This is a genomic window from Phaeobacter sp. CAU 1743 (genome assembly GCF_039839315.1).
GTDB lineage: Bacteria > Pseudomonadota > Alphaproteobacteria > Rhodobacterales > Rhodobacteraceae > Phycobacter > Phycobacter gallaeciensis_A.
This window is the reverse complement of record NZ_JBDOQR010000018.1, coordinates 1-16,643: the sequence shown is the minus strand read 5'-3', so window position 1 is coordinate 16,643 and position 16,643 is coordinate 1. Positions and strand designations below refer to the sequence as shown.

The following is a 16,643-nucleotide window of genomic DNA, read 5'->3' as shown; positions in this document are numbered from 1 at the left end:
CGGAACTGCCTACGTTGCGCAGCAATATCAGGGTTTTCCGGACCTATGTGCCTTGTGCCATTCCGCATGTCGGCGCAGCATCTCCCGCATCCGCTCGGCATAGCGGGCGCGTTCATCTGCAGTCATGGCCTCCACCTGGGCGATCCAGGCCCGCTGCACCGAGATCTGAAAGGCCCGCCGGTTGTCGGCCTGCTGCTCCAGGACCCTGGCCAACTGCCCGGCATCAAAGGGATCCCCCCGCAAGATCGCGATGACCGCCTCGCCCTCGGCGCGGCGGCGGGCCCCATAGCTGCCATGATCCCCTTCGGCGCGACGGTGCAGTTCTGTCCGGGTCTCCCGGTCCAGGTCGCGGAAGATCATCGACCCGACCGAGGGCGGACGCTTGCCCGGATGCGATCCGTCATGCCAGCGCATGAACGCCCCGATTGCCAGCCCTGCCACCGCAAGGTTGGCCGCCAGAGACACGGCCAGAAGCACCTTCAGCCAGAGCCGCATTCCGGTCCGGGGTTCACCCGCGCCGCCTCCGGTAGAGTTCGGGGTATGTCCGTCAGTGCTCATTCTGTCTCCTCACCCAGCATCACAGCCAGGTCGTAACTATCGTATGGCAGTGCTGTCGTATCCACGGACAGCTGCGTGAACTCGGCCGGGTCCGGTAGGAAAGACGGCGGCGCCAGTCCGATCCACAGCCCGACAGCGCAGGCGGCCGCCATGCCACCCATGGCCGGCCATCCGCCAACCGCAGCGCGAAACTGGCGCCACATCCCGATTGCGGATTCGGCAAATGTCGCGGCCGGGTTTTGCGCGGGGGGCACGGCCAAAGCCGCCGCCTGCCGGGCCTGAACATCCGCTGCATCCGCAAGAATGCGCGCACTCAGGTCATCCGGCAATGTCGGCTGGTCCCGCCGCGCCTCTTCGAACAGCGCCTCCAGCAGGTCGATATCTTTTTCGGTGTCAGCCATCGTGATACCCCAACTCTTCCCGGCGCCCGGCAAGCAGTGCCGCCAGCGCCCTCTTGCCCCGGGCAGTCAAACTTTCGACCGCCTCAACGCTAATATCCATAATTCCAGCGATCTCCGGATTTGCCAGCTCTTCCAGATGGCGCAGGATCACTGCCTGACGCTGCCGCTCGGGCAATTGCATCAGCGCCTCCTGCAGCGCATCATGGCGGGCACCGTCCTGCATCGCCTCGGGCGCGCTTTGCGCCGGATCCGGCGGGTCGGGCACCGCGTCCAGATCCAGATGACCGCCGCGCTGACGGCGTTTCAGATCGATACAGAGGTTCATCACCACCCGGTAGAGCCAGGTTGAGATCTTCGCCTCTCCGCGCCGCCACTCCGGAGCGATCCGCCACAGGCGCATCATCGCCTCCTGTGTCACATCCTCTGCTTCGGCCCGGTTGCCCAGAACCCGCATGGCCACCCCGAATGCACGGGGGCCAAGCCGCTCGGTCAGCAGGGCTGCCGCGCGCTGATCGCCCTGGGCAAAGAGCTCCAGCAGCACCTCGTCATCCGGCGACGCGCTCACCTTGGGCAGGCCTTCCAAGGAAGCCCTGCCCGCTGATGTATCCATTCTTTGCAGCACGCCTGAAGGATCAGTTCTGCCCCATACCCTGTTTCTGACCGCAATTCTTGCCGCCCTTGCCGCCATGATGCATACCACCACGGTTCATCCGGGCCTGGTCAAACTCCTCCTTTGACACAGCACCATTGCCGTCCTTGTCCATCCGAGAGAACATATCACCACGCTTGGAGTGATCAGGCAACTCATCCTGGCTGAGCGCGCCATCGCCATCGCTGTCGAACCGTTCCATCATCCGCGCCGCACGCTGGGCTGCGCGCCGCGCGCCTTCGGCCTGCATTTCCTCGATCGACAGTTTGCCGTCACCATTCGCATCAACCTGCGCGAAACGGGCCGCACGGTGGGCGGTCATTTCCTCGGGCGATACCGCGCCATTGCCATCGGCATCCAGTTCCTCGAACGACACTTTGGGGCCGTGATGGCCGGGACCCGATTGAGCAAGAGCAGCCGTAGCTCCGGCCAGGCCGGCAACTGCAACGATAGCGGCGATGAACTGCGTATGTTTCATGTCATCTTCCCTTTGATTGGTAGCAGCCCTGTGCTGCCCGATGCATAGAAGAAACGCCGCAGCCCGATCTTTCCGTCGCAAAATGTGATTTACTTTTGCCTGCTATTTTTGCGGCATCCAGCCGCAGACCTTGTGCGCCCCCCTTTTCCTCGGGCAAGAAGCGCGCAAACATGCGTTTGCAACACAGGATATTTCATGACTGAGTCCCAAGCCGTGATGGCCCCCGACACCGATACCGAACGCGAGACGATGCCTGCCCTGCTGAAAGGCTGGCGTCAGAAATGCCCCGAATGCGGCAAAGGCAAACTGCTGCATTCCTACCTCAAGGTGAACGACAGCTGCAGCAACTGCGGCCTCGATCTGTCCGGCCACCGCGCCGATGACGGCCCCGCGTATCTGACCATTCTGGTGGTAGGCCATCTGATGGCGCCGCTGTTGCATGTGGTTTATTTCGCCTGGCGGCCGGCACCTCTCGTAACGTTTACAGTTTTCTCGATTGGCTGTCTGGCTTCGTCGCTGTATCTTCTCCCCAGACTGAAGGGGGTTGTCGTCGCCTATCAATGGGCGCGGCGGATGCACGGGTTCGAAGACAGAACCTGAACCCTTTGGAAACAAAGGGGAGAGGCAGATGAGCAGCGCAGAGGTTCAGGGCGTAACAAGTCAGGACAAAACGGCAATCCGCAACGCGGCGACGGTGATCGCCGTACGTGATCGGATGGCCGATGACCCGCAGGTCCTGATGGGCCAGCGTGGCGCCAAGGCTGCCTTCATGCCGAACAAGTTCGTCTTTCCCGGCGGCGCGGTGGATCTGGCAGACAGTTCCGTGCCGCTGGCCGATCCTCTGCCCGCAGTCTGCCGCGACCGCCTGTCCGAACAGGCGCCGCACGATCTGCACCACGCACTGGCCATTGCCGCGATCCGCGAGCTGTGGGAGGAAACCGGGCTCTTGCTGGGTACGCCGGGGGACTGGAGCGATCCGGTTCCCGAAGATTGGCAGGCCTTTGCGCAAAGCGGCCATCTGCCTTCGGCGCGGGCATTGCAATTCGTGTTCCGGGCACTGACGCCGCCGGGCCGCCCCCGCCGGTTTGATGCGCGGTTCTTTCTGATCGATGCCGATGCCATTGTCGGCGATCTCGATGATTTCTCACAGGCCTCGGACGAGCTGTCGCATCTGCAGTGGATCCCGCTCAGCGAGGTTCGTACCTTCGATTTGCCCTTTATCACCGAAGTGGTTCTAGCCGAGGTGACTGGCCGCATCCGCGACACCAATCCGCCGGACAGCGTACCCTATTTCCGCAACGACGATGAAACCAGCCTGTTCCTGCGGCTGAAGGGCTATCCGATGCCGGAAAGCTTCTGAACCTGCTCACCCCTCCGTGACGGCGGAAGGTCAGATCGCCAGCACCAACGCGAGGATCGACAGGATCAGCAGTCCCATGCCGGTGATTTCGCGGACGGTGATTTTCTCCCGGAAGAACAGGACCGAGGCCAGCAGCGACAGCACCAGTTCGATCTGTCCCAGCGCCTTAACGTAGGCAGCGTTTTGCAAGGTGAAGGCCCAGAACCAGCAGAACGAACCGCCCATACTGGTCAGACCAACCCAGACCGCAACCCGGCGCGCCTGCCAGACGCGGGTAATCTCACCCTTTTCCTTGAGCGCCAGCCAGATCAGCATCAGCGCCGTCTGCAAGGAGACAACCGATGCCAGCGTCACACCGGCACGAAAGACCGGGTCCAGATCACCGAGTTGCAGTGATGCCCCGCGATAGCTGACGGCGGAAAAGGCGAAAAGCACACCAGAGCCAAGCCCCAGCAGTGAGGCCTTGTTGGTCAGATGCTGCCACCAGGCGCCCTTCACTTCCGGAGTTTTCGACAAGACGAGAACAGCCGAGAGCCCGATCAGGATCGCTGCCCAGCCCCAGGGGCTGATCCCGTCCCCCAGCACCACAAGGCCGACAATCGCTGTCTGGATAACCTCGGTCTTCTTGAAGGTGATACCAACCGCGAAATTGCGCTGCTTGAACAGGGCCACCACACAGACCGTGGCGAGGATCTGCGCCGTGCCGCCGATGGTGGCAAAGACCCAGAACATGAGGCCTAGATGCGGCGGGCTCTGCCCTGTTGCCATCAGATAAGCCGCCAGTGCCGCCAGAATGATCGGCGCCGAATAGGCAAAGCGGGCAAAGGTCGCCCCGCCCGGGGACAGGGTGACACTGCTCAGAACCTTTTGCAGCATGAAGCGTACGGTCTGAAAGCTCGCGGCGGCGATTGAAACGGGAATCCAGGTCAGCATGATCAGCTTATGAGCGCTTATTTCCCCTTTTGCCAGAGCGGATGCGGCACCGGATCCTTGGCCCGCAGGAAATAGTCGCGAAAAATCTGCCGGTAGGAGGGGAACACATAGGCACGGTTGGCCGCCTGATAGAGCGCGCGGTGCCGATGATAGAGCCGCGGCAGCGCGTGCCAGGGCACGCCCGGGTGCATGTGGTGCACGATATGCAGGTTGTTGTTTAGGAACAGCAGCGCCAGCGGCCCGCGATCCTCGATCACCACTGTGCGGCCACGGACCTCTTCATGGGCTCGGTGTTCCAGAAAGGTTCGGATCTTCAGCAGTGCCAATCCCAGATAGGCGGCAATGGCATAGGCCCAGACCGGCATCGGCGCACGCAGCACCAGCCAGACCACCAGCGCGCTACCCGCAATGTGCAGGAGCCAATCCGCAATCACCCGCCTGTCGCCCTGCCGTACGAGCTGCCAGTCCCCCGCCATGAAACAGACCTGCCCGATCAGCGGCCCCAGCAGCATCCGCCCCAGCAGGGTGTTGTTCATACGCAGAACCGAACGTTTCCACGGCGCCAGCCCGCGCCAGACCTCGGGGCACATGAAGTTGCTTTCGGGATCGTCGAACGGGTCGGTCAGCCGCTCATCCTGATGATGCGCCAGATGGGTGTCGCGAAAGCGGCCGTAGGGGATCACCAGGTTGAGCGGCAGCGCCATCAGCACCTCATTCAGCAGACGGTTGCGGAACGGATGCCCGTGCAAGGCCTCGTGACACAGCGAAGAGTGAAAGGCGATCAACACGCCCGCCAGTACCACGGCCAGCGCCATGCTGAGGGCCGCAAGCCAGAAAATCACCGCAAACCAGGCGGAATAGCAGATCAGGATCAGCACCAGCGTGCCCCATTCAACTCCGCGCGGCATCAGGTCAGAGGGCAGTATTGGCGCCTCCGTCCCCTGGCCGATTGCCTCGGACATTTGTGCGCGCACCTCAGACATGCGCCCGCCCCCAGGCGATCCCGGCCCAGATCCGCTCATAGATCAGGTAGGTGACGAAACCGAGCCCCGTGTTCACCAGGGCCATCGCCCCGCCGACTGTCGCCGATCCGGTTGCAAGCATGCCCACAACCGTCATCACGGTCAGGCCAATCACATTCCAGATTACCGCTTTCACGACAGAACGTCTGCGCGTTTCCATAGTACCTCCTACACTGTGCTGACTGGAGTTGGCAGGCGCTGCCGTCGGTCGCGTCCTGCTCTGCTTCTACGCTCAGACTAGGCCCGGCACCGGATGTTCGACATTCTGAATGTAATTAACAAACTTCATCACATGTGATATTTATCACCAATGGATACTAAAATTGACAAACGGGTTCGGGCGCAGCAATTCCGCGAACGCCTGAACCGGGCACTTGGTGAACGCGGGATGAGCCAAAGCGCCCTGGCCCGCCAGACCGGCGTGGACCGGTCCACCATTTCGCAGCTGCTCACCGATGACGGCGCCCGGCTGCCGAATGCGCATGTGGTGGGGTCCTGCGCCTCGGCGCTTGGCGTATCGGCGGATTGGCTGCTGAGCCTGTCGGACCGCCCCGAAAGCGCGGCAGAGCTGCTGGCCTCCAGCATGTCCGTCACCGAGGCCCCACGCGCCCTGGTGGATGAAAGGATTTTCGAATGGCATCGGGAGGCAGCGGGTTACAAGATCCGCCATGTGCCGGCCGCCCTGCCCGATCTGCTGAAAACCCGCGCCCTGCTGGAATGGGAATATGCGCCGCACCTAGGCCGCACTGCCGATCAGGCCATCGGCGCCTCCGAAGACCGCCTGTCCCTGATGCGGCAAGCCCAATCCGACTATGAAATCGCGATGCCGCTGTACGAGTTGGAAAGCTTTGCCAATGCCTGCGGCTATTACGAAGGTCTGCCGCTGGATATCCGGCTTGAGCAGCTGGATCATTTCGAACGGCTTTGCACTCAACTCTACCCGCGGCTACGGATCTATCTCTTTGATGCAAAACGCCTGTTCGCATCGCCTGTGACCATTTTCGGGCCGCTGCTCTGCGTGTTTTATGCCGGAAGCCACTACATGGCATTCCGCGACCGCGAACGGATCGAGACCTTCACCAACCATTTCGACCAACTGATCCGCGAGGCGGATCTGACCGCCCGTCAGCTGCCCGAACGGCTGCGGGCCTGGAAAACCGGTATCCGCGATTAGGCACAGCTGCGCCCCGGCGCAGCTTCAGGCTCGGCCTGCGGCAGCAGGCAGAGCCACCTTCAGACTTTCGGGTCCGGGTTCTCGGTATGACCATCCACTGCGATCACCTGACCCGACACCAGCCGCGCGGCATCCGAGCCTAGGAACACCGCCATATTGGCCACATCCGCGGCTGTCACCCAGGACCGCATCGAGGTGCCCGAAGCATATCCCTCATACACAGCGTCCCGGCTCATGCCCTTCAGCGCCGCTTCGCGTTCCAGCACGCCCTCCATGCGCGGTCCTTCAACAGCGCCGGGGCAGATCGCATTGGCGCGGATACCAAAAGGTCCCAATTCCATCGCGAGGGTTTTCATCAGGCCGATCACCGCCCATTTCGCCGCCGAATAGGGCGCCCGGTTCGGATAGCCATAGATCCCCGCCGTCGAGGAGGTCAGCACGATCGCCCCCCGCCCCGCCGATTTCATCAGCGGCGTGGCATGTTTGGCCGCAAGGAAAGCGCCTTCGAGATTGACGCTGACACAAGAGCGCCAGTCCTCAAGGTCGATATCCTCGACCAGCGCGGTCGGCCCCGCGATGCCTGCATTGGCGCAGAGCACATCGAGCCCACCAGCGTCGGCGATCTTGTCGAAGACCGCCCGCATCTCCGGCTCGGACGCGGCATTCGCCGCGTGGCAGTGCCAGTGATCCGGCAGCGCCTCCAGCGCTGCGGGGTCGAGATCTGTAACCCAGACCTCGGCCCCCGCGGCATCAAAGGCCTCGCCCATGGCGCGGCCAATACCCGAGGCCCCGGCGGTGATCAGAACCCGCATCGCCGCCGCCCTAGCGCGGCGCGCCGATGGCGCGGCCCAGCCCGTCGGGGGTTGGCAGCGCGGCATGCGCCTCGGCGAACTTCGCAAGGTTCTCTGCCAGATGCGGCGCGGGCGGCGCCGAGCGGCGGGTTTTCAGATCCACATGCAGCAGCATGTGCTCCCCAGTCGCCAGCAGACGGTCGCCTTCGTACATTTCGTGCCACAGGTGCATCTTCTTGCCCTCGGCCATGATCACCCGCGTCCTGACCTGAATGGGATGGCCCGCATGCACCTCGTCGATGTGACGGATATGCGTTTCAGCGGTAAAGAAACTGCCGCCCGAGGCGATATAGTCGGCATCGCAGCCGATGATCTCCATCATCCGGTCGGTGGACTGGGCAAAGGCGTCCAGATAGCGGCTTTCGGTCATGTGACCATTGTAGTCTGTCCAATCCAACGGAACGGTGCGGTTCAGGGTCAGAACCGGCTGCGACAGGTCCGCGACGTCCTGCATGGTGCTGGCCAGCCCCATGGCGCCTTCGCGCGCCTTGTCATGGGCGTTCTGAAGCGCACCCGCGCCCCAGTTTGTATTACCCAGCGCCCGCATCATGCCGACAAGGTTGTCATCGCGGATCCGCTCCAACTCACGGATCGAGTATTTGCCCGATTGCGCATCGGACTGGCCCGCGATCAGATCGACCAGTTCGTCGTTGTATTCCGGCACATCCATCAGCTTGGTCCAGGGCCAGGTCAGGCAGGGGCCGAACTGCGCCAGGAAGTGCTTCATGCCCGCTTCGCCGCCCGCAACGCGATAGGTCTCGAACAGGCCCATCTGTGCCCAGCGGATCCCAAAGCCGTAGCGGATCGCATTATCGATCTCTTCGGTGGTGGCGATGCCATCCTTGACCAGCCACAGCGCCTCGCGCCAGACCGCCTCCAGGAAGCGGTCCGCCACATGGGCGTCGATTTCCTTTTTCAGGTGCAGGGGATACATGCCGATTTCGGTAATGATCGCCTTGGCCTTGTCGATGACCTCGGGCGTATTGGCCTCGGTGGTGACCACTTCGACCAGCGGCATCAGGTAGACCGGGTTAAAGGGATGCGCGACCACGATCTGCGCCGCATTGTCAAACCCCTCCTGCAATTGCGACGGCTTGTAGCCAGAGGTGGAGGAGCCGATCACCGCGCCCCGCGCCACATGCTGCTGAAGTTCGCCATAGACCTTCTGCTTCAGGTCCAGCCGTTCGGGCACGCTTTCCTGCACCCAGCTGGCGCCAGCAACCGCCTCGGCAATGGTGGGGTGGAAAGACAGCGCGCCTTCGGCAGGCAGGGCCACATTGCCAAGCCCCGGCAAGGACCGGCGGGCGTTATCCAGCACATCCGTGATCTTGCGCTCCGCCTCGGGGTCGGGATCAAAGACCCGTACGTTCCAGCCGTTCAGAAGGAACCGCGCGGCCCAGCCGCCGCCGATCACGCCGCCGCCAATGATTGCTGCTGTTTTCATGTTCTCATTTCCATTTGCATTTGGCTGTGCCTCTGCGCGGGCCACGCCTACGCTTTCACAGGGCGCGCCGTGCACGCCATCCCATCAGTTTAGTCTTGTGGAGCTGCGCAGCGCACCAGATCGGCCGCGAACCCGTTTTCATCAATGATCTGCAGCCGATCATCCGGTGTCACCAGAAAGATCTGCGCATCGCTGTACGCGTATCCCGCATCAAGGCATTGCAGCTTCAGGGCCCAGCTGTTGCCCACGCCGGTCTCGCGGATCTCCGCGATGTCACAGCTCCATTCCAGGCCGAATAACCCTTCACGCCCATACCAGTCAGGCGTCTGCTCTCCGACATCCCCGGCCCTGGCGCACCAGGCCGTATTGGGGGACCAGTAGCCCTCCCAGAGCGGGGCATCCTCTGCGGCGGCAGCAGACAGTGCCGCGCCGCAAAAGACCATGGATGTCAGAACCCGGCAGATCACTTCGCCACCGGAGCCCGTTTGGTCAAACCCAGTTGCTTGCGCACCTCCTCGGGGCCGATCACCCGGGCGCCCATGTTCTCGATGATGGTGCCTGCGCGTTCCACCAGCTGCCAGTTCTCGGCCAGAACGCCCTTTTCCAGCCAGAGGTTATCCTCAAGCCCGACGCGCACATTGCCGCCTGCCAGAACCGAGGCCGCCACATAGGCCATCTGATCACGCCCCAGCGAAAACGCAGACCAGTCCCAATCGTCCGGCACGTTGTTGACCATCGCCATGAAGGTGTTGAGGTCGTTCGGCGCGCCCCAGGGCACCCCCATGCACAGCTGCACCAGCGCCGGGCTGTCCAGCACGCCCTCTTTCACCAGTTCCTTGGCGAACCACAGGTGGCCGGTGTCAAAGGCTTCGATCTCGGGCTTCACGCCCAGATCGGTCATCATCTGCCCCATGGCACGCAGCATGCCGGGGGTGTTGGTCATCACGTAATCGGCCTCGGCAAAGTTCATGGTGCCGCAATCGAGCGTGCAGATCTCAGGCAGGCATTCGGCCACATGCGCCATGCGTTCACTGGCGCCGATCATATCGGTGCCCGCGTCCTTGACCGGCAGCGGGTTTTCCACGTCGCCAAAGGTGATGTCGCCGCCCATGCCGGCGGTCAGGTTCAGCACCACATCGGTGTCGCTGTCGCGGATGCGGTCGGTGACTTCGCGGTAAAGACCCAAGTCGCGGCTCGGAGTGCCGGTTTCGGGATCGCGCACGTGGCAGTGGACCACTGCCGCGCCGGCCTTGGCCGCTGCGATGGCGCTGTCGGCGATCTGTTTGGGCGAGCGCGGCACGTGCGGGCTGCGGTCCTGGCTGCCGCCAGAGCCGGTCACGGCGCAGGTGATAAAGACGTCGCGGTTCATGGTCAGAGGCATGTTTTCGTTTTCCCCTCAATGTACAGGGTTTTGCCGTGGGTTATCCCCAGGCTCCTCCCCAGATTCCTGTTTGCGTTGACCTCTACTGTGCCTCAGCCTTCCGGGGAACAGTTTACGCAAAGCGAATCCAACTTGATGAAATCCGCGAAAAACATCCTGCAACCCGAGCATCGCCCGCTGAAATGCGCGGTTCTGGTGCTGGACGAATGCAACACACTGTCCTTTGCGGCGGCGGTCGACCCGATGCGCGCGGCCAACCGGCTGGCCGGTCACTGTGCCTTTGACTGGGACTATATCAGCGCCACGGATGAGCCACCGATGCTGACCAGCGGGCTGACGGTGCCGACAACGCCTCTGTCCCGGCTTGAAGGCTGCGAGCTGATGATCGTGGTGGCCGGGTTTCAGCTGGCGCGCCACGCCACCCCCAGCCTGCTGGCCGGGCTGCGCCGCATCGCGGGCACCGGCGCCACCATTGCAGGCATCGACGGCGGTCCCTGGCTGATGGCCGAAGCGGGCCTTCTGAACGATCACCCCGCAACCACCCATTGGGAGGATCTGGAGAATTTCTCGGCCCGTTTCCCGGATGTGGATTGCCGCAGCGACCGTTTTACCGTGTCCGACGGACGGATGACCTCGGGCGGCGCAACCCCCGCAATCGAGATGATGTTGCATATCATCAGCGCCCGTCATGGCGCCGGATTTGCCGCCCGCGTCGCTGGTCTGTTCCTTTATGACGGGGCTGCCAGCATGGCCCGCCCGCAAAGCCGCCTTGGCGGACACAAGCACAACGCGCTGACGGCCAAGGCGAATGCGCTGATGGAGGCGGCGTTGGATGATCCAATGCCACTTGCGCGCATTGCAGAAAGCCTCGGCACCAGCCCGCGCAGCCTGCAGCAGCAATTCCGCTTGCGCCTTAATACCACGCCGCAGGACCATTACCTGCAATTGCGCCTGGCCGAGGCGCGGCGGCTGGTGACCGATACCGATCTGCCGCTAATGGATGTGGCCATGGCCACGGGGTTCACCTCGCAATCGAGCTTTGCCCGCGCCTTCCGGCTGGCGCATGGCAGCTCGGCCCGGGATCTGCGCCAGGAGCGGAACGAAACGCAATCCACGGCCTATTCCACCGCGGACCACGCCGCGCAGGATCACCGCCCCACCACCCACTGAGGGTGCGGAAAACGGGCCGACCTAGTCACACAACCGGGCTGAAGGATCGCGGGGCGCTCCCGCGCGTCACCGGCACATGAAACATGTACCGTTCCCCTTGGGCCAGGCTCGGCGCGGAAGCGCCGAGCCTGGCCCAAGGCCGCCAAGGGGTATCGGCATCAGCCGATGCACCTGCGGGCGCGGGAGCACTCTGTTTCGTGTAGTGAACGATCAGTAAGGCATCGGGTGGGCGCGGTGGGCCGCGTCGATCTCCTCCAGCACCAGCGTATCCAGCGTCACATCGACTGATTGCAGGGCATGCTCCAGCTGCGCAACGGTGGTCGCCCCGAAAATGGCCGAGGCCATGAAGGGCCGCGTGCGGCACCAGGCCAGCGCCATATGCGCCGGATCCAGCCCGTGGCGCTTTGCGATCTCCAGATAGGCATCAACGGCGGCGTAGACCCGCGGCGAGTGGCGCCCGCCCAGCTCTGGGTTCAGAGTCTTGCGAGATCCGTCTGGCACCGCACCGCCCTGGTATTTCCCGGTCAGAAGTCCGGTTCCCAGCGGAGAAAACGCCATCAGCCCCACGTCTTCGTTGACGCTGAGTTCGGCCAGATCCGTATCATACATCCGGCACAGGAGCGAATATTCGTTCTGGATCGAAGCCACCCGCGGATAGCCCTGTTCCTCGGACAAGCGCAGCCATTGGGCTGTGCCCCAGGCGCTTTCGTTGGAAAGACCAAAGGCACGGATATTGCCCTTGTCCACCTGAGCCTGCAGCGCCTCCAGGCAATCCAGCATATTGGCGAGGGTTTCCTCCCGGTTCTGGCCCGAGGGATCATAACTCCAGTTCTTGCGGAACATGTAGCTGCCCCGGTTGGGCCAGTGGAATTGGTAGAGATCAATGTAATCGGTCTTCAGCCGCTTCAGCGAGCCTTCGATGGTCGGCGCGATGGTCTTTGACGAGATCGCCTCTCCGTCGCGCACCACGGCAAGCCCCTCGCCCGAGTGTTTGGTGGCCAGGATGTAATCACTGCGGCGTCCGGTCTTTTCATTCCAGTTGCCGATGATCGCTTCACTGTGGCCGACGGTTTCCTTGCTGACCGGGTTCACCGGGTACATTTCGGCAGTGTCGACAAAGTTCACGCCCGCCGCCAGCGCCATTTCGATCTGAGTATGTGCGTCGGCCTCACTGGTTTGGGTGCCAAAGGTCATGGTGCCAAGGCACAGCTCGGATACCGTCATTCCGGTGCGGCCCAGAGGGTTCATTTTCATATCGCGCGATCCCTGTCTCAAACGTTTCAAAAGACACTACCCCTGACCCAAAGGAGTGCAACCCTATGCCGTTGATCGCTTTACCTGCTGCCTCCAAAAAAGGCACACTCTTAACGCGAACAGGTACCGCCCGACCCGAACGAAAATCACGTAAGGACCCGGAACAAGACCCTGAAACATAACCCGAATTGAAGGAGCACCCCATGACATTTCCACTGAAGAAAAGTTACAAGGAACTCATCGCCGAAGCGGACAGCGTGGTGAAACACGTGACGCTCGATGAAGCCCAGGCGCTCCTAAGCCAGGCACGCTCCCAATTCGTGGATCTGCGCGACATTCGCGAACTTTACCGCACCGGCGTGATCCCCGGCGCGTTTTCCTGCCCGCGTGGCATGCTGGAATTCTGGATCGACAAGGAAAGCCCCTACCACAAGGAGGTCTTTAACGAAGAAAAGCTGTTTGTCTTTTACTGCGACAATGGCTGGCGATCGGCTTTGGCTGCCAAGGCTGCGTTGGAAATGGGCCTTCCCGAGGTCCGGCATCTGGAGGGCGGCCTGGACGCTTGGATGGAAAGCGGCGGCGCCTTGTGTCCGGTTAAATGGTAACGCTAGCCTACCCGCACTGAGTGAAGAGAGGGCCTGCGCCCTTCTCTGGACGCCCCGGCACCTCCGAATGCCGGGGCGTCGTCATGTCTCCCTGCGCTTTCCTGCTGCCTGCCGCATCCGAGGGTCTTGCCGAGGGTGTGAAAATAGAACAGCCTGCGGCGGATCTAATCAGGGAGAGTCTCCATGCCACAGAACATCACCAAAGGCATCAAGGCCTTGCTTGCCGAAGCCAACGCCATGGTTGACACCATGTCCGTGGAGGACGCCAAAGAGAAAGCCCAGGACGAGTCTTACGTCTTTGTCGATCTGCGCGATATTCGCGAGCTGCAGCGCTCGGGCATGATCCCCGGCGCGTTCTCCTGCCCGCGCGGCATGCTTGAATTCTGGATCGACCCTGACAGCCCCTATCACAAGCCCATCTTCAACCAGGACAAAACCTATGTGTTTTACTGCGCCAGTGCCTGGCGTTCGGCGCTGAGCGCACGCGCGGCAATGGAGATGGGCCTGTCCCCGGTCATGCATCTGGAAGGCGGATTTACCAAATGGGCCGAAGAGGGCGGCGCCGTCGCCCCCCGCGAGAGCTGACCCACCGCCGGATATCACCCGCCCTGAGCGGCAAAAGGCAAGCGACACGGCCCTCCCGTGTCGCTTGCCTTTTGCCCCATTCCCCCTCCTTCATGCCTTGCCCTTTCTGCTGCACTCCCGCCAAACAATATTGAGAACAAAAAAAGAACACTGTAATCTGACAACCATGTCGATTCATCCCATCCCTCCACAGCTGCCTACCGGACTAGCCTCTGCTTCCACCCCTGGCCAAAGACAGCGAAAGGCCAGCGTCACCCTGCTCGGGGATATCGCCCTGCAGCGCGGGCGAGCGCATGAAGCCTGTGGCAGCGCCCGGTACAGTTTCGCGCTTTGGCTGGCCGGGGCGATGGCCGGGCCAGTGCTGTGGATCTCTCCGCCCCGGGACGCCGCAGAACTGAACCCCGACGGCATGGTGGATTTTGCGGATCCGTCCCGGTTTCTCTGGGTGACAGCCCCCCGATCCGAAGATGTTCTCTGGACCATGGAGGAAGCCCTGCGTAGCGGCGCCACCCCGCTTGTCATCGCGGACCTGCCCGCCCCCCCGGCCATCACCCCGGTCCGGCGCCTGCATATGGCAGCTGCGGCGGGCGGGCCTCTGGCGATGGACGGAAACGCGCCGCTGGCGCTATTGCTGACGCCCGGCGCGGGTGGCGCCCAGGGCATCGAAAGCCGCTGGACCATGCGCCCCGCGCATCAGTACCGCAATCGTATCTGGCAGTTGGACCGGCTGCGCGCCCGCGCCCTGCCCCCGCGCAGTTGGCAGCTGACACAACGGGCTCCGGGCGGCCCTTTGACGGAAACTGTTGCCCCTGACACGTCCACTCCCTCCCCCGGGCAGGACCAAGGCCAGAGCCGAGGCACGCCCCCAATGGAAAAAGCCGGGAAGCAAATCAAAAAAGTTAGCTGAATACGACATGATCTGACGAAAAGGGCTAGCAATCCCCACGCGCATTGGCACAGTCGGCAACACCATGCGCCTGATCCTTTCCTTTGCCGCCCTGTTCCTTTCTGTCATTCTGTTGCAGCTCTCTGCTGGCGGCGTCGGACCGCTGGATGCGATCTCGGGCCTGACGCTCGGCTTTGACAAGCAAGAAATCGGTCTACTGGGGTCTGCGCATTTTCTGGGCTTTTTCATCGGCTGCTGGTGGGCCCCACGGCTGATGGGCACGGTGGGCCATTCCCGCGCATTTGCCGTCTGCACCGCCCTCGGGGCGATGGGCCTGATCGGACACACCCTCACCGAAGCGCCGCTGGCCTGGGCCGCGATGCGCATCGCATCCGGGCTGTCGGTGGCTGGTTGTTACACGGTGATCGAAGCCTGGATGAACGCCAAGGTCACCAACGAAAGCCGTGGCCGGGCCATGGGCACCTACCGGCTGGCCGACCTGATCGCCTCCCTTGCGGCGCAGATGATGATCGCGGTACTGCCGCCGGCCTCTTACGTCTCCTACAACCTTCTGGCCCTGCTCTGCTGCGCCGCGCTCTTGCCGCTGACCCTGACCCGCAACAGCCAGCCCGCAACCCCAGCCGCGCCGCGCCTGCGGCCCGGGCTGGCCTGGCGCTGTTCGCCCTTGGCCGTCGTCGGCGTCATCGTCGCCGCGATCGGCGCTGCCTCGTTCCGGATGGTGGGGCCGATCTACGGCACCGAAGTTGGGTTGGAACTGAACCAGGTCGCCTTTTTCCTTGCGGCCTTCGTGCTGGGCGGCGCGCTCGCGCAATACCCGGTGGGCTGGCTTGCGGACAAATATGACCGCCGCTGGGTGCTGATCTGGCTGTCGGCAGCCGCCATTATGTCTTGCGGCCTGACGATCCTCATATCGGGTCAAAGCACCGAGGCAACCATGATGATGGCAGGGCTGTTTGGCTTCACCGCCTTCCCGGTCTTCTCGGTCTCATCGGCCCATGCCAACGACTTTGCCACATCAGACGAGCGGGTCGAACTCTCTGCCGCGCTGATGTTCTTTTACGCGCTCGGCGCCATCGCTGCGCCTTATGTATCCTCCGCACTGATCAGCGGCTACGGCCCCAAGGCGCTGTTTGCCTTTATCGCGGTTGGCCATTTCGGGCTGATCCTGTTCGGCCTGTCGCGCATGCGCTCGCGCCCGACCCCGGACGAACGCACCAACTACGTCTACGCCCCGCGCACCTCCTTTACCATCGGACGGTTGATGAAAGGCTCGCGCGAGAAACGCTAGATCCCACGAAAAAGGGCCGGAAAAATCCGGCCCTTTCATACAATGTGTGCAACCAGGCGATCTAGGCCAGCGGCGTCTCCACCTCATTAGCCGCTTCTTCTGCCGCCGATGCCTTGGCCTCCACCGTCTCTTTGGCAGGTTCGGATGACACCCCCAAAGCGCCGCTGGTGATCCCGGCCACCCCATCCTCCATGGACAGGCCCAGTTCTTCGCCCAGCTTCTTCAGGGCAGGCATCTGAACCGCCATGCCCATAATGGAATCGAGCGCCTGATTGACGACGGGCTTGTCGCCGCCACCCGCCTGTGCGGCCACGGAGCCTGCACCGCCTGCGCCAACGCCCATGCCCCCGACCTGATGGATCTTGATCGAGTCGATCTTTTCGGCAGGTTTGACCATTTCGGCAACGATGGAGGGCATCGCCTCGATCCGGGCGAGATCGACCTTGAAGCGGATCTGAGCCTCAGAGTCTGATTCAAAACTTTTCGAGTGAATTCATTGTCTTGCGAGCATCCGCGTGACGCGGCGGATGTGTGCGATTGTGACCCAAGCTGCCGCGCTGGCGATGGATTTTTCCCAATCCTT

Annotated in this window: 20 protein-coding genes and 2 pseudogenes; 8 read left to right on the top strand and 14 right to left on the bottom strand. The window is 62.7% G+C overall.

Annotation, left to right across the window (positions count from 1 at the left end):
- Nucleotides 1-27: 27 nt before the first annotated feature.
- From AAFO90_RS09235 to AAFO90_RS09220, 4 genes are read right to left on the bottom strand one after another with little or no spacing between them, the layout of a single operon-like run.
- Nucleotides 28-558 carry a periplasmic heavy metal sensor gene (locus AAFO90_RS09235; protein ID WP_347509227.1) on the bottom strand — a complete coding sequence of 177 codons (531 nt, stop codon included), beginning with the start codon at nt 556-558 and terminating at the stop codon, nt 28-30.
- A complete protein-coding gene (locus tag AAFO90_RS09230; protein ID WP_347509226.1) occupies nt 555-959 on the bottom strand; it encodes a hypothetical protein in 405 nt (134 codons plus the stop codon). The genes AAFO90_RS09235 and AAFO90_RS09230 overlap by 4 nt, the downstream gene beginning before the upstream one ends.
- Nucleotides 952-1,569, bottom strand: a complete 618-nt coding sequence (locus tag AAFO90_RS09225) for an RNA polymerase sigma factor (protein ID WP_347509225.1) — start codon at nt 1,567-1,569, stop codon at nt 952-954. The genes AAFO90_RS09230 and AAFO90_RS09225 overlap by 8 nt, the downstream gene beginning before the upstream one ends.
- Before the next feature lie 22 nt (nt 1,570-1,591).
- Nucleotides 1,592-2,086 carry a calcium-binding protein gene (locus AAFO90_RS09220; protein ID WP_347509224.1) on the bottom strand — a complete coding sequence of 165 codons (495 nt, stop codon included), beginning with the start codon at nt 2,084-2,086 and terminating at the stop codon, nt 1,592-1,594.
- Between the two features lie 195 nt (nt 2,087-2,281).
- On the opposite strand from AAFO90_RS09220, the gene AAFO90_RS09215 reads away from it, so the two are divergent.
- Together AAFO90_RS09215 and AAFO90_RS09210 are read left to right on the top strand one after the other, a co-directional pair.
- Nucleotides 2,282-2,686, top strand: coding sequence for a DUF983 domain-containing protein (locus AAFO90_RS09215; protein WP_065271119.1), 405 nt, complete (start codon nt 2,282-2,284; stop codon nt 2,684-2,686).
- A 28-nt stretch (nt 2,687-2,714) separates the two neighbouring features.
- Entirely contained in the window at nt 2,715-3,446 is a 732-nt protein-coding gene (locus tag AAFO90_RS09210; RefSeq protein ID WP_347509223.1) for an NUDIX hydrolase, read from the top strand.
- A gap of 30 nt (nt 3,447-3,476) precedes the next feature.
- On the opposite strand, the gene AAFO90_RS09205 is transcribed toward AAFO90_RS09210, so the two are convergent.
- The 3 genes from AAFO90_RS09205 to AAFO90_RS09195 all read right to left on the bottom strand — a co-directional run bounded on the left by AAFO90_RS09205 (nt 3,477) and on the right by AAFO90_RS09195 (nt 5,561).
- On the bottom strand, nt 3,477-4,379 hold the full coding sequence (locus tag AAFO90_RS09205) for an EamA family transporter (protein WP_347509222.1): 903 nt from the start codon (nt 4,377-4,379) through the stop codon (nt 3,477-3,479).
- Between the two features lie 17 nt (nt 4,380-4,396).
- A complete protein-coding gene (locus AAFO90_RS09200; RefSeq protein WP_347509257.1) occupies nt 4,397-5,287 on the bottom strand; it encodes a fatty acid desaturase in 891 nt (296 codons plus the stop codon).
- Between the two features lie 67 nt (nt 5,288-5,354).
- Nucleotides 5,355-5,561: a DUF2061 domain-containing protein gene (locus AAFO90_RS09195; RefSeq protein WP_065271122.1), complete on the bottom strand. Its 207-nt coding sequence runs from the start codon at nt 5,559-5,561 to the stop codon at nt 5,355-5,357.
- A 150-nt stretch (nt 5,562-5,711) separates the two neighbouring features.
- On the opposite strand from AAFO90_RS09195, the gene AAFO90_RS09190 reads away from it, so the two are divergent.
- A complete protein-coding gene (locus AAFO90_RS09190; protein WP_065271123.1) occupies nt 5,712-6,575 on the top strand; it encodes a helix-turn-helix transcriptional regulator in 864 nt (287 codons plus the stop codon).
- 59 nt (nt 6,576-6,634) lie between these two features.
- On the opposite strand, the gene AAFO90_RS09185 is transcribed toward AAFO90_RS09190, so the two are convergent.
- From AAFO90_RS09185 to AAFO90_RS09170, 4 genes are all read right to left on the bottom strand, one after another.
- Nucleotides 6,635-7,387 (bottom strand): SDR family oxidoreductase, encoded by a 753-nt coding sequence (locus AAFO90_RS09185; RefSeq protein ID WP_274834751.1) that lies wholly within the window; start codon nt 7,385-7,387, stop codon nt 6,635-6,637.
- 10 nt (nt 7,388-7,397) lie between these two features.
- On the bottom strand, nt 7,398-8,870 hold the full coding sequence (locus AAFO90_RS09180) for a carnitine 3-dehydrogenase (protein WP_347509221.1): 1,473 nt from the start codon (nt 8,868-8,870) through the stop codon (nt 7,398-7,400).
- Between the two features lie 89 nt (nt 8,871-8,959).
- Nucleotides 8,960-9,337, bottom strand: coding sequence for a hypothetical protein (locus tag AAFO90_RS09175; protein WP_347509220.1), 378 nt, complete (start codon nt 9,335-9,337; stop codon nt 8,960-8,962).
- Nucleotides 9,334-10,251, bottom strand: coding sequence for a 3-keto-5-aminohexanoate cleavage protein (locus tag AAFO90_RS09170; protein WP_347509219.1), 918 nt, complete (start codon nt 10,249-10,251; stop codon nt 9,334-9,336). The genes AAFO90_RS09175 and AAFO90_RS09170 overlap by 4 nt, the downstream gene beginning before the upstream one ends.
- A 135-nt stretch (nt 10,252-10,386) precedes the next feature.
- Between AAFO90_RS09170 and AAFO90_RS09165 the strand changes: the two genes are divergently transcribed.
- Complete coding sequence (locus AAFO90_RS09165) at nt 10,387-11,421, top strand: GlxA family transcriptional regulator (protein ID WP_347509218.1); 1,035 nt, start codon at nt 10,387-10,389, stop codon at nt 11,419-11,421.
- Nucleotides 11,422-11,631: 210 nt separating this feature from the next.
- On the opposite strand, the gene AAFO90_RS09160 is transcribed toward AAFO90_RS09165, so the two are convergent.
- Nucleotides 11,632-12,675, bottom strand: coding sequence for an aldo/keto reductase (locus tag AAFO90_RS09160; protein ID WP_347509217.1), 1,044 nt, complete (start codon nt 12,673-12,675; stop codon nt 11,632-11,634).
- A gap of 203 nt (nt 12,676-12,878) precedes the next feature.
- Here AAFO90_RS09160 and AAFO90_RS09155 point away from each other — a divergent pair, with 203 nt between their 5' ends.
- From AAFO90_RS09155 to AAFO90_RS09140, 4 genes are all read left to right on the top strand, one after another.
- Nucleotides 12,879-13,280, top strand: coding sequence for a rhodanese-like domain-containing protein (locus AAFO90_RS09155; RefSeq protein WP_347509216.1), 402 nt, complete (start codon nt 12,879-12,881; stop codon nt 13,278-13,280).
- Nucleotides 13,281-13,463: 183 nt separating this feature from the next.
- A complete protein-coding gene (locus AAFO90_RS09150) occupies nt 13,464-13,865 on the top strand; it encodes a rhodanese-like domain-containing protein (RefSeq protein ID WP_347509215.1) in 402 nt (133 codons plus the stop codon).
- Nucleotides 13,866-14,031: 166 nt separating this feature from the next.
- Nucleotides 14,032-14,772, top strand: coding sequence for a hypothetical protein (locus tag AAFO90_RS09145; protein WP_347509214.1), 741 nt, complete (start codon nt 14,032-14,034; stop codon nt 14,770-14,772).
- Between the two features lie 64 nt (nt 14,773-14,836).
- The gene (locus AAFO90_RS09140) at nt 14,837-16,060 is read left to right on the top strand and encodes an MFS transporter (protein ID WP_065273556.1); all 1,224 of its coding nucleotides are present in this window, start codon (nt 14,837-14,839) and stop codon (nt 16,058-16,060) included.
- 61 nt (nt 16,061-16,121) lie between these two features.
- Here the strand turns inward: AAFO90_RS09140 and AAFO90_RS09135 are convergent.
- Both AAFO90_RS09135 and AAFO90_RS09130 read right to left on the bottom strand, forming a co-directional pair.
- Nucleotides 16,122-16,514, bottom strand: a pseudogene (locus AAFO90_RS09135) (flotillin domain-containing protein); the annotation flags it as partial.
- 39 nt (nt 16,515-16,553) lie between these two features.
- A pseudogene (locus tag AAFO90_RS09130) lies at nt 16,554-16,643 on the bottom strand (IS5/IS1182 family transposase); the annotation flags it as partial.

What these genes read in the sequence shown, in the direction of transcription:
- AAFO90_RS09235 (WP_347509227.1), bottom strand. Translation starts at nt 558, where the DNA reads ATGAGCACTGACGGACATACCCCGAACTCTACCGGAGGCGGCGCGGGT.
- AAFO90_RS09230 (WP_347509226.1), bottom strand. Translation starts at nt 959, where the DNA reads ATGGCTGACACCGAAAAAGATATCGACCTGCTGGAGGCGCTGTTCGAA.
- AAFO90_RS09225 (WP_347509225.1), bottom strand. Translation starts at nt 1,569, where the DNA reads ATGGATACATCAGCGGGCAGGGCTTCCTTGGAAGGCCTGCCCAAGGTG.
- AAFO90_RS09220 (WP_347509224.1), bottom strand. Translation starts at nt 2,086, where the DNA reads ATGAAACATACGCAGTTCATCGCCGCTATCGTTGCAGTTGCCGGCCTG.
- AAFO90_RS09215 (WP_065271119.1), top strand. Translation starts at nt 2,282, where the DNA reads ATGACTGAGTCCCAAGCCGTGATGGCCCCCGACACCGATACCGAACGC.
- AAFO90_RS09210 (WP_347509223.1), top strand. Translation starts at nt 2,715, where the DNA reads ATGAGCAGCGCAGAGGTTCAGGGCGTAACAAGTCAGGACAAAACGGCA.
- AAFO90_RS09205 (WP_347509222.1), bottom strand. Translation starts at nt 4,379, where the DNA reads ATGCTGACCTGGATTCCCGTTTCAATCGCCGCCGCGAGCTTTCAGACC.
- AAFO90_RS09200 (WP_347509257.1), bottom strand. Translation starts at nt 5,287, where the DNA reads ATGCCGCGCGGAGTTGAATGGGGCACGCTGGTGCTGATCCTGATCTGC.
- AAFO90_RS09195 (WP_065271122.1), bottom strand. Translation starts at nt 5,561, where the DNA reads ATGGAAACGCGCAGACGTTCTGTCGTGAAAGCGGTAATCTGGAATGTG.
- AAFO90_RS09190 (WP_065271123.1), top strand. Translation starts at nt 5,712, where the DNA reads ATGGATACTAAAATTGACAAACGGGTTCGGGCGCAGCAATTCCGCGAA.
- AAFO90_RS09185 (WP_274834751.1), bottom strand. Translation starts at nt 7,387, where the DNA reads ATGCGGGTTCTGATCACCGCCGGGGCCTCGGGTATTGGCCGCGCCATG.
- AAFO90_RS09180 (WP_347509221.1), bottom strand. Translation starts at nt 8,870, where the DNA reads ATGAAAACAGCAGCAATCATTGGCGGCGGCGTGATCGGCGGCGGCTGG.
- AAFO90_RS09170 (WP_347509219.1), bottom strand. Translation starts at nt 10,251, where the DNA reads ATGCCTCTGACCATGAACCGCGACGTCTTTATCACCTGCGCCGTGACC.
- AAFO90_RS09165 (WP_347509218.1), top strand. Translation starts at nt 10,387, where the DNA reads ATGAAATCCGCGAAAAACATCCTGCAACCCGAGCATCGCCCGCTGAAA.
- AAFO90_RS09160 (WP_347509217.1), bottom strand. Translation starts at nt 12,675, where the DNA reads ATGAAAATGAACCCTCTGGGCCGCACCGGAATGACGGTATCCGAGCTG.
- AAFO90_RS09155 (WP_347509216.1), top strand. Translation starts at nt 12,879, where the DNA reads ATGACATTTCCACTGAAGAAAAGTTACAAGGAACTCATCGCCGAAGCG.
- AAFO90_RS09150 (WP_347509215.1), top strand. Translation starts at nt 13,464, where the DNA reads ATGCCACAGAACATCACCAAAGGCATCAAGGCCTTGCTTGCCGAAGCC.
- AAFO90_RS09145 (WP_347509214.1), top strand. Translation starts at nt 14,032, where the DNA reads ATGTCGATTCATCCCATCCCTCCACAGCTGCCTACCGGACTAGCCTCT.
- AAFO90_RS09140 (WP_065273556.1), top strand. Translation starts at nt 14,837, where the DNA reads ATGCGCCTGATCCTTTCCTTTGCCGCCCTGTTCCTTTCTGTCATTCTG.